The sequence below is a fragment of the Deinococcus deserti VCD115 genome (assembly GCF_000020685.1).
In the GTDB taxonomy this organism is placed as follows: Bacteria; Deinococcota; Deinococci; order Deinococcales; family Deinococcaceae; genus Deinococcus; species Deinococcus deserti.
In genome coordinates this window covers 249,390-262,790 of record NC_012529.1, presented here as the reverse complement: position 1 = coordinate 262,790, position 13,401 = coordinate 249,390, and the positions used below count along the sequence as shown (strand labels likewise).

The 13,401-nt window shown below is 64.2% G+C and carries 12 protein-coding genes and 1 pseudogene; 1 reads left to right on the top strand and 12 read right to left on the bottom strand.

Features of this window, described 5'->3' with window-relative positions; genetic code table 11:
• Positions 1-32 precede the first annotated feature (32 nt).
• The 9 genes and pseudogenes from DEIDE_RS15795 to DEIDE_RS15760 form a co-directional block, all read right to left on the bottom strand.
• Positions 33-1,064 (bottom strand): extracellular catalytic domain type 1 short-chain-length polyhydroxyalkanoate depolymerase, encoded by a 1,032-nt coding sequence (locus tag DEIDE_RS15795; RefSeq protein ID WP_083764303.1) that lies wholly within the window; start codon positions 1,062-1,064, stop codon positions 33-35.
• Positions 1,065-1,252: 188 nt separating this feature from the next.
• Positions 1,253-2,332, bottom strand: coding sequence for a peptidoglycan recognition protein family protein (locus DEIDE_RS15790; RefSeq protein ID WP_012695326.1), 1,080 nt, complete (start codon positions 2,330-2,332; stop codon positions 1,253-1,255).
• A gap of 132 nt (positions 2,333-2,464) precedes the next feature.
• Entirely contained in the window at positions 2,465-3,190 is a 726-nt protein-coding gene (locus DEIDE_RS15785) for a peptidoglycan-binding domain-containing protein (protein ID WP_012695325.1), read from the bottom strand.
• 18 nt (positions 3,191-3,208) lie between these two features.
• Positions 3,209-3,262 (bottom strand): annotated as a pseudogene (locus DEIDE_RS19930) (peptidoglycan-binding domain-containing protein); the annotation flags it as partial.
• Between the two features lie 404 nt (positions 3,263-3,666).
• Entirely contained in the window at positions 3,667-4,749 is a 1,083-nt protein-coding gene (gene cobT / locus DEIDE_RS15780; protein WP_041227894.1) for a nicotinate-nucleotide--dimethylbenzimidazole phosphoribosyltransferase, read from the bottom strand.
• A complete protein-coding gene (gene cobU, locus DEIDE_RS15775) occupies positions 4,736-5,272 on the bottom strand; it encodes a bifunctional adenosylcobinamide kinase/adenosylcobinamide-phosphate guanylyltransferase (protein ID WP_012695323.1) in 537 nt (178 codons plus the stop codon). The genes cobT and cobU overlap by 14 nt, the downstream gene beginning before the upstream one ends.
• The gene (locus tag DEIDE_RS15770; RefSeq protein WP_012695322.1) at positions 5,269-6,657 is read right to left on the bottom strand and encodes a cobyric acid synthase; all 1,389 of its coding nucleotides are present in this window, start codon (positions 6,655-6,657) and stop codon (positions 5,269-5,271) included. Before DEIDE_RS15770 ends, cobU begins: the two co-directional genes overlap by 4 nt.
• A 292-nt stretch (positions 6,658-6,949) precedes the next feature.
• Positions 6,950-7,789 carry a transglutaminase-like domain-containing protein gene (locus DEIDE_RS15765; RefSeq protein WP_012695321.1) on the bottom strand — a complete coding sequence of 280 codons (840 nt, stop codon included), beginning with the start codon at positions 7,787-7,789 and terminating at the stop codon, positions 6,950-6,952.
• Positions 7,786-8,643, bottom strand: a complete 858-nt coding sequence (locus DEIDE_RS15760; RefSeq protein ID WP_012695320.1) for a MerR family transcriptional regulator — start codon at positions 8,641-8,643, stop codon at positions 7,786-7,788. The genes DEIDE_RS15765 and DEIDE_RS15760 overlap by 4 nt, the downstream gene beginning before the upstream one ends.
• Positions 8,644-9,356: 713 nt before the next feature.
• Between DEIDE_RS15760 and DEIDE_RS15755 the strand changes: the two genes are divergently transcribed.
• Entirely contained in the window at positions 9,357-10,424 is a 1,068-nt protein-coding gene (locus tag DEIDE_RS15755; protein ID WP_162485708.1) for a hypothetical protein, read from the top strand.
• 243 nt (positions 10,425-10,667) lie between these two features.
• On the opposite strand, the gene DEIDE_RS15750 is transcribed toward DEIDE_RS15755, so the two are convergent.
• The 3 genes from DEIDE_RS15750 to DEIDE_RS15745 form a co-directional block, all read right to left on the bottom strand.
• Positions 10,668-11,744 carry a flavin monoamine oxidase family protein gene (locus tag DEIDE_RS15750; RefSeq protein WP_162485707.1) on the bottom strand — a complete coding sequence of 359 codons (1,077 nt, stop codon included), beginning with the start codon at positions 11,742-11,744 and terminating at the stop codon, positions 10,668-10,670.
• 30 nt (positions 11,745-11,774) lie between these two features.
• On the bottom strand, positions 11,775-11,903 hold the full coding sequence (locus tag DEIDE_RS19815) for a hypothetical protein (protein WP_275040579.1): 129 nt from the start codon (positions 11,901-11,903) through the stop codon (positions 11,775-11,777).
• A gap of 61 nt (positions 11,904-11,964) precedes the next feature.
• The gene (locus tag DEIDE_RS15745) at positions 11,965-13,401 is read right to left on the bottom strand and encodes an amidohydrolase (RefSeq protein WP_242403010.1); all 1,437 of its coding nucleotides are present in this window, start codon (positions 13,399-13,401) and stop codon (positions 11,965-11,967) included.

Genomic DNA, 13,401 nt, shown 5'->3' with positions numbered 1-13,401 from the left:
TGCCGTATGTCCAGCTGGATGTGTCAGGGCGCTCAAAAGCCGAAAAAGTTAGCCACCAGTGTGCTGGCGTCCGGTCCGCACGGATCGGCATAGGACCCGGCGGTGCTTCCGCCCGACCAGGCATGCCCCAGACCGCTGATGATGTACTTCTGCATGACGGTGCCCCCCGTGGCACTGTTTCTATAGTCGTAGCGGGTGTACGAGCGGCAGGCCGTGCCGCTGGCACTGGCGTCTGCGGTGTTATCGATGTCGCTGTCATCCAGGCTGTCGTAGGCCAGGTCGCTGGTCTGGGCCCATTGCGCGCCGGTCTGGTGCGTGTTGGTGATACTGACGGTACCGTCAGAGCTACCGTGGAACAACAGGGTCGGCATCACGCGCTTACTGGTGCTCATCTCGTTGTAGCAGGAGGTGCCACGTTCGTTCGGGTCGTACGGACTGCCGGAGCTCATGGTGCTGGTCGCGCCCGTGGCTGAAATGGCGCCCCGGTACATCACACCTGCAAACGCGGCTACCTTGCGGATGTGATCAGGATAGGTGCAGCCCATGATGTTGGCCATGGCGGCGCCAGCGGACAGCCCAGCCACGCCCACGCGGGCAGCATCCACGCGGTACTTGCTTTTGACCAGTGAGATCATGCCAGCGATAATTGACGGCTCGCCTGAACCGCGGCGCTGGTTGACGTCGTAAAACCAGTTCCAGCAGTCGTAGCTGTTGTAGGCCGTCCCCTGCTCGGGATACAACACAAGAAAGTTCCGGGCGTCAGCGAGGGCATTCATGCGAGTGCCGGCCGCGAAGTCGTAGCCGTCCTGCTTGCAGCCATGCAGCATGACCATCACGGGGCGCGCAGTGGTGCCGTCATACCCGGCTGGCACCCATAGGCGGTAGTACCGCGCGCCGTAGGCATTCGAGTATGTGCCGGACACCCAGTAGCCGGTGGACTGCGCGCGCAGGGTCGGGGGCGTGGTTTTTGGGGAGCCTGCCAGATCAGCAGGTAGAACCTGTGCCTGCCTGGAGCAGGCTGCAAGGAGGAATGGGAGCAGGAGGGCAAGGCAGCGAAACTTCATGGTTGACCTCGTCAGGTCGACCGCCCCAACTCCCTTTGGCCAGGGGAGAGCGGTGACGGGAATGTTGGAACAGTCTTTACCTGAGGGCTGGTTTGTCACCAGCCGGTTACCCCCGGTGCGTTGGAAGGGACGCGGGCCCAGAAAAAGCGCTCTGTTTGGATGAAGTCCTGTGTGTCAGGCAGTCCGGATCAGCTTTCCAGCGCATGCCAGGTGTTGGGCCCGACAATGCCGTCTGAGGTCAGGCCACGGCTGGACTGGAAACTTCGGACCGCGGACTCAGTCCCAGCACCAAAAACTCCGTCTGCTGTCACTCCATACCCCCGGGCGGCGAGCTGGCCCTGCGCCGCCTGTACGGCCGGCCCGCTGTCGCCGCGGCGCACCGTGCGGATCAGCCGCTCCCAGGTGGCTGATCCGATGACACCGTCTGGCGTCAGCCCGGCGCCGCTCTGGAAGGCGCTGACTGCGCTGGCTGTGGCTGGTCCGTAGCTGCCGTCGGCGGTCAGGCTCTGCCCATGAGAGACCAGCAGGCGCTGGGCGCTGCGAACACGTTCGCCTGTCTGGCCGCTGCGGGTGGTGGGCCAGATTCTGACGGTGACGCCCAGCCGGGTGGCCACATCCCGCCGCAGCTGAGGCAGCTGACCGTACAGCAGATCTCCTGGGCAGGCCGTGGTGTTGAAATCCCGGTGCCCGTAGAGTTCGGTGGCCGGAATGCCGTAGTGCTGACACAGCCACGCGCACAGACTCACCAGCGCCGAGTACTGGCCAGCGGGCGGCGAAACTGTCATGTAGGTGCCTTCGTTCTCGATGCCCACGGCCACGTCGTTAAATCCGTCACAGTGAGCACCGCGTACATGATGGGTGCCGCCCTGGGCCGCTTCGAGGCTGCGGTGGCGTCCTTCGACGACGTAGCCTCCCCGGCTGATGGTGAACTGCTGGCCGGAATCAATCCAGCCCCGGTCGAAATGGCTCTGCTGGATAGAACGCGCCAGGGTAAACGCCTGGGCCTGCGAGTAGTCGGTGACATTGGCACTGGCGGTATGGTGAACGATAATGCGGGTGGGCCGCGCACTCAGCAGCGTGATGGCCTCTCTGGGCGCCTGGGCCTTCCAGGTGGACGTGCTGGAAATGCTTGGTGCAGTAACTGCCTGCGTGTTCAGAGGCAAGTCAGCCATGGGTGGGGCCTGCAGACCGCAGCTCGCGAGCAGAGTGCTGCCTCCCAGCAGGGCGCCCCACCGCAACAGGTCACGGCGTGTCAACAATGTGTTCATGGTGCTCCTTGGGGGGCTTATGGACCGTGAGGGCAGGACGGCGCCCTGTTCCACAAGTTGCCGAAAACCCTATGGATGGGTTTGGCTGCCGGGCAGGCAGGGGGTCAGAGCACCTGTCCCGGCTTCTGAGCTTCAGTTCCAGGCGCAGTGGACGTGATTGTTGTGACCGCCGGAAGCGTCGTTATAGGCGTTAAACGTCTGGCTCGGATCAGATCCCGCCGCGATGCAGGCGTTGCGTGCGGCGGTGTGCGCGCTGTTGGGGGTCGAAAGGCTGGTGCCGTTCCAGATGCCGATGTCCAGTGCCAGACCAGCGTAATGGTCCGAGTAGGTGGAGTGCACGCCACCAGCAACCGACGTGATGTAAAAGCGGTTGCCCGCGTTGGCCATGTTCAGCATGCCCTGCAGCATCGAGCGCTTCAGGTACACCGTCAGGCCGCAGTTGGCGTTGCTGGCACAGCCACGTTTGGCCGGAAGCCCATTGGCGGTGTCCACGATGTACTGACGTGGGCTGCCGCCGCTGGTGCTGCTGCTGGTCCCCAGGGTAATGCGGGTGTTGTTCAGGATCTGATTGGCCAGACTGGCGGTGGTGCCAGTGCCTCCGGTGCTGCTCCCGGTGACCAGGCTGTGCCAGGTATTCAGGCCTACGACTCCGTCCACGCCGAGGCCACGTTTGCTCTGAAAGTCCCTTACGGCAGAGTTGGTGCCGCTGCCGAAAACCCCGTCGATCGTGACACTGCCGTAGCCGTAGCCATTGCGCAGCTGATCCTGCACAGCCCGCACAGCAGTGTTGCTGTCTCCCTGCTGCACAGTGGCAATCAGTTTTTCCCAGGTGTTTCCCCCCACAATGCCGTCCACCACCAGGCCTCTGCTGCTCTGGAAGCTGCGAACTGCGCTGTCGGTACCGGGCCCGAAGGCACCGTCTACGCTCAGGCTATAGCCGCGGTAACGCAGCAGGTACTGCAGGGTTACGACATCACGGCCGCTGTCTCCCTGCCTCAGGGCCTGCCAGGAGAGGACCGACTGCGTGCTGGGCAGGAGACGGGGAGGTGGCGACGCTCTCGGGCTGACCGGAACTGCAGGCCGCGAGCAGGGGGGCGAGGACCAGGGGAGCGAGCAGAACCAGGGAAGAGGCGCGCTTCGTCATAGGACTCCGGGGCGAACAGGTCCCTGTGAGGGAGAGCCTGACCACCAGCACTCCATTGAGGGAGTTCAGGGAATGCTGGCCTAACCCCGTGCGGAACACGGTGGCCACGACCTGTTGGAGAGTGCGTAGGGCCCACCGTACCTTGTCTAATCAGGCGCCTACTGTGCAAAATTTCACGTGATGTTTCGCCTCAGGTCGGGATTCCTGCCTCCGCAAAAGTCCGCATTTCTCGCAGGGTTGCTGCCGCTGACAGCAGCAAAGGGGCGGCCAGCACGCCTCCAGTACCTTCACCCAATCGCAGGCCAAGGCGGAACATGGGGGAGAGGTTAAGAAACTCCAACTGTGCCGCGTGACCTGCCTCTGCGCACTCTCCAGCAGGAAACAGGTAGTCACGCAGTGCCGGGGCCAGGGCAACACCCACCAGCGCTGCCGACCCTTCCACAAAGCCGTCGAGGATCACCGCCCGGCGCAGTGCCGCGGCCTGAAGCATCACGCCCAGCATGGCTGCTATCTCGAAACCGCCAAATTCGGCCAGAACTTCCAGCGGGTCGCTCGCGTCTGTCCGGGCCAGCGCCTCGCGGATCACATTCACCTTATGAGACAGCCGGTCATCGTCCACACCTGTGCCGCGGCCCGTCACCTCGGCCGCGTCCAGACCCAGCAGCCGGGCCGTCAGGGCCGCGGCGGGCGTGGTGTTGCCGATGCCCATCTCGCCAGGAATCAGCAGGTCGGCGCCGTTTGCAATCGCCTGCCGGGCCAGCGCCGCGCCAGCGAGAATCAAGGCTTCTGTCTCCTCCCGGGTCATGGCAGCCTCGATGCGTAGATTCCTCGTGCCACGCCGCCGGGCAGCGCGCACCAGGGCCGGGTGCTTCGGCAGATCGGCGTTTACGCCTGCGTCCATGACATAGACCCGCGCGCCGACCGTGCGGGCCAGGGCATTGACCGCTGCGCCGCCCGGACCAGCTGGCGTATCGGCCAGGAAGTTGGCCACCATGGCTGGCGTCACCTCCGCCGGGTACGCACTGACTCCGTCAGCTGCCACGCCATGGTCTCCGGCAGCCACGATCACGGCAACTCCACGTGGGTGGGGACGGTCGGTGCCGAAGACTCCAGCCAGTCGCACAGCCAGCTCTTCAAGGTCCCCCAGGGCGCCAGCTGGTTTGGTGAGCTGCGTCTGCCGCGTCCGGGCGGCATTCATGGCCGCGGCATCAGCAGGCTGAACGGCCTGAATCAGGGTGGACATGGTGGTGGAAGCCAGGTCAGAAATGGTCATAGGGAGTTCCTTTCAGGGTCAGTGTCAGCCCGCTGACCACCAGATACGCCTCGTCACTGGCCGCAGCGCAGCGCTGGTTGACCCAGCCCAGGACGTCACGGTAGCGGCGGGCCAGGGCGTTGTCCGGCACGATGCCGAATCCGACTTCATTGGTCACGAGAATAGTAGTGCCGGGCCGGGCGCGCGCAGCTTCCAGCAACTGGGTGGTCTGTGCCAGGATGCCGTCGTCAGAGTGCCCGGCGAACATCAGGTTGCTGGCCCACAGGCTCAGGCAATCGAGCAGGACTGTGGGGGTGGACACCGCGTTCAGGGCAGCGGGCACGTCCAGCGGCTCTTCGCGCGTAGGCCAGTCCGCGGGGCGCTCTGACCGGTGGCGCGAAATGCGGTCTTTCATTTCCTCGTCGAAGGCCTGGGCGGTGGCCAGGTAGGTGACCAGCTGACCTGAACGGGCCGCGTAGCGTTCGGCAAAGGCACTCTTCCCGCTGCGTGCGCCTCCGGTCACGAACACGATCCGGCTCTTCACAGCAGGGCCTGCACGTACGGCCAGTCCAGGCTGGCTTTCACCTGACCGGCAATGGCGTCGAGCCGGGCGTCCAGACTGTCAAGTCCCACTGGCGCCGGCAACCCGGCCCAGCCCAGGAAGCGCTCCAGGTAGGCCGGATTTTCCAGCAGACCGTGCAGGTAGGTGCCGCGCACGTTGCCGGAGCGCCACAGCAGTCCCGGTGCGAGTTCCTGCACGCCTGGCCCGGAGCGGGTCTGCCCGTGATGAATCTCGTAACCCTCCAGAGCAAGGCCGGTTTCGGCGTCGGTGAGGTGGGTCAGGCGGGTGGTCTTGTCGAAGGCGAATTCGGTTTCCAGGTCCAGCAGGCCCAGTCCTGAGGCTTCGCCCCCGCCTTCGACACCGTGGGGATCGTGTACGCGCCGTCCCAGCATCTGCAGGCCCCCGCAGACGCCCAGCACCGGCACGCCCGCTGCTGCCATCCGGGTGATCGCTCCGGCCAGCCCACTCTGCCGCAGCCAGCCCAGATCCGAAGCGGTGCTTTTGCTGCCTGGAATGATGACCGCCTGGGCGCCGCTCAACTCTTCCGGGCGACTGACCCAGCGGGCCCGCTCTCCCAGCGGGGCGAACTCGTCCAGGTTGGACATTCTCGGCAGCCGGGCGATGGCCACAAACCCAGCGGGGCCGTCCGGCGCCTGAGAACGTTCCAGGGCCACTCCGTCCTCCTCAGGCAAGGGAATGTTCAGCCAGGGCACGACGCCCACGGTCGGCACGCCGGTCTGCTCGCACAGCCATTCCGGAGCGGGGGAGAGCAGCCGGGCGTCGCCTCTGAAGCGGTTGAGGATAAACCCCTTGAGCAGCTCACGTTCTTCGGGAATCAGGCAATGCCAGGTGCCCAGCAGGTGGGCAAACGCCCCGCCACGGTCGATGTCGCAGGCAAGCAGCACCGCAGCGCGGGCCTCCCGGGCCACCCGCATATTCACGATGTCCGATGTGCGCAGGTTGACTTCAGCCGGGCTGCCCGCACCCTCGATGACCACCACGTCGAACTCATCCAGCAGACTGTGCAGACTGTCCTGAACATAAGGCCACAGCTGCGGCTTGCGTTCGCGCCAGGGCAGCGCCGTGATTTCGGGATTGGCTTTCCCCAGCAGCACCACCTGAGAGCGGGTATCGGCCTCGGGCTTGAGCAGCACGGGGTTCATGCGAACGTCGGGGATGACACGTGCGGCGCGGGCCTGCACCAGCTGGGCGCGGCCCATCTCCAGGCCAGCCGGGGTGACGCCAGCGTTGTTGCTCATGTTCTGGGCCTTAAAGGGGGCGACCCGCAGGCCCTCGTCCGCCAGGATGCGGCAGAGGGCGGCCGCCAGATATGACTTTCCTGCATTGCTGGTGCAGCCCTGAACCATGATGGCGCTCACGAGGAGGTATTAGAGCATTCCTGCGCGTGTGCGGGCCACAAGGTGCACAGGATGTGGAACAGACTTCTGTTTTTCTGGAATTGGCGCTGGCTTCCTAAAAGGGGCAAGTCCTCGCTGCCAGGCAGCAGACCCTGGAGGTATAGACGAACTGCTTCGCGTCGCCTGGGCCGATTGAAAACAGGACCCGTCTGGGCACAGGACCGCTCCAGCAGTTCAGCCGCTACCCTGTTCCTGATCTTGGCCCAGTGTGCGCCTTCCTCACTCCATGGGCTGTCAATAATCACCGTCGCAGCAAGGTCTGGCGGGTGCTGTTCGCGAAGTCGTAGGTATCTACCGTGCTGGGGACCTGCAGGTCCGGGTGGGCGGCGAGCCGTGCCCACGCCGCCGTATCCTCCGTGCCACAGGCCCGCGCCACTTCGTCGAGCAGTGTGAAGTGCTCCCCGGTCATCTGCTCGAAAGGAACATGCATCAGACCCCAGGTGTCCCATAGCAGCAGTTCATGTCCAGTCAGGGCCGCCAGCTCACGCAACACGTAGTCGCGCAGCATGGGCGGACCGCCGTACAGGCCTGCAGCCACGCCGTACCGCGCCGGGTCCAGTGTGCCCGCCCGAAAGGTCAGCCACGCTTCGCCCGCCGTCTGGAATGTGCCGGGCGGCAGATCCATCGTGTTGAAAGGAAAGCGGAGCGGGTCCATCTCCGGGTCCCCGCGCACCCAGCGTCCACCCTCCTCCCACTCGGAGACCACGTGATCATGCACGAAGGCGGGGTTCAGGTACGGTGCCCAGCCGATGCGAATGCGCGCCGGAATGCCGTGTTCACGCAACGTCGCCACCAGCAGGAGCGCGTAGTCCCGGCAACAGCCAACGAAACGGTCGGGGAGAGCACGGACCTCGGTCAACGGCGCAGCCTTCCGTTGGGCCAGAAGGCCCAGGATGTCTGAAACCCACCGCGCCTGCTTGTCTTCATCACGTCCTTCGGGGAGATGTGGTGTGACGCGGTAGTGAGCGTTCAGACCACGCCAGCAGGCTGCGGCCTCGCGCGGGTCCTCCGGTAGGGCGTGCAGCAAGGCGCTGTGCTCACCAGGCTGCGTGTAGGGAGTGTGCAGCGCAAAGGAATTCACGGCGTCTTTCCGTACGGTATGAAGGGCCAGGCCACTTCTCCAGCAAAGTCGTCGGCCTGCAGGCCCTTCCAGGGTACCGGGTAGACCTCGCGGGGGAAGAAGGCCTCACATTCGCCGCGCTGTCCGGCGTACCTGGCGACAGCGTCGTAGGCATGCAGGATGCCGGGGAACTCGAACTCCTCACGAGTCAGGGCCACGAAAGCTTCAGTGTGGGCGGGTTCCTCGCGCACAGTCACGTCTTCGGGAACGGTCAGCACGCCCGTGAAAGGCAGGCAAACTTCCACCGGACCGTCGCTGTCAGCGTTGACCTGACCGTAGAAGATGACGAAGGCTGGGCCCGACGCCTGCGCGCCTGCCAGCGTACCTAGCTGTTCGCGGGCCTCGCCGATAAAGTTGCTCAGTTCGCCCACGTACAGGCGCCGGGGCATGGTCACTACGCGTTGAGCGGGCACAAAGCGTTGCCCAATGGCGAACGTCTGGGTCATGATGCTCTCTCCCTGCAGTGTTTCGATGAGGTACTGAGCCAGCGCACGTCGCTGCCTATGCTCGCGCTCGGTCTGGCCCCAGAACGCACTCAGCCGGGTCGCACGGCTGGAGGCATCTGCTTCCAGCACGGCCTGGATCTCCGAAAGGGGCAGGTCGAGTTGCCGCAGCAGTCCGATCAGCCGCGCGGTGCCGATCTGTTCGGGGCGGTAAAAGCGGTAGCCCGTGTCCGGGTCTACCCTCGCTGGCGCAAGCAGTCCGAGATCGCCGTAGAGCCGCAGCGCCTTGAGACTCAGACGCGAGGCGCGCGCAAATGCACCGATGGTAAGAGTTTCTGTGCCGACCACTGTATCCTTCGCTGTATCCGTCATGCCGTGCCCTCCGGAGGGTCCAACCCTATAGGTAGGGCAGTCTGAAGTCTGCCCCTGGGGCAAGGTCAAGGCCGGATCGACTGGAGTCGGAACACTGGGAGCATGTTCACTGTCTGCCTCGTTCTTCAGCGCCGCCATCTCCAACGCATGACCCGACAATCCGGTCGGGGCAGCAGGCGCTCGATCTCGCTGCTCTGACGAAATACGGCCGGCACAATCGGGCCAGGTTCAAGGCCCGCGCGGTCCAATCGACAGGTGGTTGGCACACTGTATTCCGGGTTGTTGGAAGGCGTTGTTGCTCGGCGTGCAGATAATAGATGCTGGAAGTGTGACGCGAAGCTCCGCAGGAAGAAGTTATGAGGCAGGAAATCCGGAGAGTCTTGGGGCGGCAACCACCCACGTTCTGCCCACTTGCCAGCACAGCGCCTAGGTGTACGAGGTCACATGACCGCGACCCTTCAAAAGCTGCTCACCAACCCTGGCCTTCTCCATCCGTCACTGAAAGCACATGCGCAGTGAAAAGGGGGTGACTGTGGAGGGCTGAATGCGATCAGCACGTTCCGGCCACTTGGATGAATAAATGCTGGTCGAGGCTGATTGGTGTGGACCCTTAGATGACGTGGTGGGCACGCGTCTCTGGTCAGGCGACAGGACACTCCCAGCATCCGTGAGTCATCCGTAAGTGAGCGCGCTGTACGCTCTGGCTACTCATCATGAAAGGACCCTACGTCATGAAAAAAGCCCTGTCGCTCCTGTCTGTCCTGCTCTGGTCTGCCGTATACGCGCAGCCGGGCCCAACCACAGCCTCCACGATCACCCGCCTTTCCCTGACGCCCGGCGCGGTCCGTGTGACCGATGCGGCAGCGACACGCGAGTTCGGGCAGGTGCTGAACACGCTCGCCAAGGGCCAGAACGGTGGCTGTCAGACCAGTGAGTACCTGGTCTGGGCTAACCCTGACCTGGCAGAACGGATCAGTGCCGACCTGACCGCTCAGTTCAAGGCCCGGGGGCTGACCTTCAAATCGTTGGATGAATCGGAGGATGAGGAGAGCGCCTCCATATCGTTCCTGCTGTCAGACAAGACCAACCGTTACGTGGGCCTGCTGTACGGAGATGCCGAAAGTGTCGTGTTGGGCTGGTGTCAGCTGAAAGCACCAGCACCCGTGGCTGCACCCAAACCGGCTGTTCCTGCTTCTACCAGCAGGACTCCATGGCCAGCTTTCGGCACCTTTAAGGCTGGTGACGTCGTGCAGGTTCTGACCAGCGTCGGCTGGAAACGGAAAGTCATCGTCACGGTTGGGCCTCAGCCGGGTCAGGGCGGCAATTTTGAGAAGCAGTACGTCGTGAACGACCCAGGGGTCACCACGTGGAATGATTTCTACGACTGGGGATGGGTGGCGCACACCGAACGCCAGCCGTATTGGACCGGCTTTTTCATCGGGGACTGGAAGGTTGGAGAAGCGATGGCAATCAACACCCGTACCGACGGCACATCGGCCTGGAATGAAGTAGCGTACGCGAGTGCAAGCGACACCCTGCGCATCAATGGGGACGGCACATACGAGTGGAAGGACATGAACGGCAAAGTCACCAAGGGCAAATGGACCGCCGCACCGGATGGGCCGGGTGTCGTCGTGAAAGACGCCAAGGGTGGAGCCTGGACGCTACGAAACAACACCAACCTGGTAGAGGAACGCATCCGGAAGCTGGAAGGTGCGCGGCTCTACCCGAGTGACCGATCGCAGATGAGCATGGCGGCGTCCCGTCCCCTGACCCGCTGAGGCGCCTGGGTTATTGATTCAGACGCGGAGGGCGAGAGCGCCTCTTCCCCTTGTTCTCTTCGCCCCGCTGCCTTTGCGCTGCACGTCGCGCCAGCACCTGGTGCGCGGCGTGCTCGCCGGACTGCACCCCGCCCTTCAGCATTCAGTGGCGAGGTTTCCGCCCCGGCCCACAACAGGCGGCCACCCAGTGCGGGTTCGCGCAGCAGCGGATGCCCGTACGCCGGGAACACCTTCTGTGGCGCCTCATCCTGTGCGGTACTGGACAGCCGCTCCTGCCTTCCAGCGCATCTCTTCGTAGGACCGTGGGTGCAGCGCCGCCGGTCCGAACAGGCGCCCGAGTTGTTTCATGGCCTGGTGCTGCCGTTCCTGGGCAGGCGCACGGCGCACCCCGGTATGCGTGGTGAAGAAGCCAAACAGGGCGCCCGCCTCCGCGTCCGCTGGTGAGGCGTCGTGAATCTCCTGGAGGGGTCGTCCGGTGTAACTGACCGCGAACCCGGACAGGCCCTGCGCCCGCCAGAATGCGCAGTCGTACCGCATGACGGCTTTCATGGCGTGTCCCATCCAGGTCGGGGTGGCGCTCAGCACCTGGGTGAGCGCGGAGGGGAGCTCCGGCGTAAACGTGATCGTCTGTCCCGTAAGGCGGGGGGGCAACGCGACAATCACCACCGAAGCGTGAAACGTCTTCGCTTCTCCAGCCCGCCCGGTCGCCGTGACAAGGACCGTGTCTCCCTGCACCTGCACAGCAGTCACCTGCACACCGAGCTTCACGCTGCCTGCGGGCAGCGCTACAGCCAGGCGGGTGCTCAGTGCCTCTGCGCCGTGTTCGGAGCGCAGGGCACCAGCCATGGGGGAGCGCACGGCATGACGTTCGGTGCCCTGCGGCCCCAGATCTAGCATCGCGTCGCCCTCCACGTACTGCTCGAAACGGGCAACGCCCAGTGTCTGGGCGAGATGCCGGATGCGCGTCTGGTGCGGCCATGACCAGGTGGCGCCCAGGTCCACGCTGGGCCCCTGATCGTCCGAGCGGGTGAGCGTTCTGCCACCTGCGTGGCCGCGTGCTTCCAGCACCACAACGCAAGCACCCGACCGCGCGAGGATGTAAGCGGCAGTGAGCCCCGAAAGACCGGCCCCGACGATGACGTCCGCCGCCCCGGTTGGTGACTGAGGATGGACGCAGCCTTCAGGAACGGAAAAAATGACTACTCCTTCGGATGACCCGGGGCAGCGCTTCCAGGTGCTGGAAGTAGGAGCGGGCCCGGCTGGCAGTGACTGACGCCCCCGGCCACTGGCAGCATGGTCCGTTTCATGGAGACAGCACAATCCGAGGTGAGGATCAGTCTTATTCCCGCATTACTCGGCGAGGGTGTCCAGTTTGTCGGCGAAGTGCAGGCTGCTGCCGATGACGTCATAACCCTGGGTCTGGAATGAGAACATAACGGTCTCCTTTGAAACCAAGGACAGCGCAAAGGTGTCCGTCACATAGGCGTGATAGTCGTCCCTGCTGCGGCATTGAATCGCTCCTGAATTAAACGGCGATCGGTTAGCCCTGACCCTCAAACGTCCGGTTCACTGGAGGCAGCACGTCCGCTGGGATAGGACTGACATAAGGCACTTCAGCTCGCCGCGTGGCATGCTCTTCCCGAATCTGAGCCAACAGCTCCGGATCTTCCAGCACGGTGATGGCCGTTCCCGCCAGGACCTTGACTGCCTGCAACATGCCCTTGAAGGCCGCGGGTTCCAGGCCCTGCGCCACCTGCTGCCAGGAATGAGCCTGGGTGCCCAGGGCGTAGCAGGCCGCCATGAACTGGGCCGTGGGCGCGACCCAGCTGACGTCGGCGACATCGGTCGATCCTGGCAGCAGCTCCTGAGCCTTCTCAGCGCTGTATGGAATGACATCCCGGGCGAAGACCGCTGAGCTTTTTCCGGAGCGCAGCACCTGCCGGTCACCCTGAATGGCCTCGGGCGGAAGGGTGGCCTGGATCTGCGCGGCGAACACTTCATCGGCGTCATCGAAAGTGGGTGCTCCCACCTGCCCCAGGATCCGTGAAACCACTTCCGACAGAGCCTGGTTGGCCTGAAAACTGCTACAGGCTTTTTCGAACTTTAAGGTGAGCCGGGTGCCTGTCATGAGCGCGGCGCCCCGGGCTACGTCCTGCACGCGGTCAAAAACTGCCCTGGTGGCCTGATCGTCCACAGCGCGCATCAGGTACAGCACTTCTGCTTCCGCCTGCACCACGTTGGGCGAGGTGCCTCCCGTGTTTGTGACAGCGTAGTGCAGTTTTGCGGCGGGCGGCAGATGCTCTCGCAGGTAGTTGGCCCCGATGTTCATCAGTTCGACGGCGTCCAGTGCGCTGCGGCCCAGATGGGGAGCGGCGGATGCGTGGGCCGCAATTCCGCTGAAATGGAACGCGCACTGGATGTTCGCCAGGGACCGGCCCGGAAACAATGTATTGGTTGTGGCGGGATGCCAGGTCAACGCGAAGCTGACATCATCGAATACGCCTTCACGGACCATGAACGTCTTCCCGGATCCGCCTTCCTCTGCGGGGCATCCGTAGTACCGGACGATGCCTGGCTGGCCGCTGGCCTGGAGGTAGTCTCGCAATACCAGCACGGCGCCAAGGGCCGCAGTACCAAGCAGGTGATGGCCACAGCCGTGACCATTGCCTCCTGGATGAAGGGGATCGGGCACGGCCACGCCGGCCCGCTGGCTGAGCCCAGAAAGGGCGTCATATTCGCCGAGAAGCGCCACCACTGGGCCATGGGAGCCGACCTGCGCGCTGAAGGCGGTGGGGATGCCCGCCACTCCGGTAGTCAGCTCGAACCCAGCGTCACGCAGGACGCGCTGTTGAGCCTGCATCGACTGCATTTCCTCGTACCGGAGTTCAGCGTGATGCCAGATCTCAGTGGCCAGCTTCGTGAGCTCGGGGAGGTGGTGCTCCGCCCAGGTGTTCACCTGCTCCAGAGAAGTCGTCAC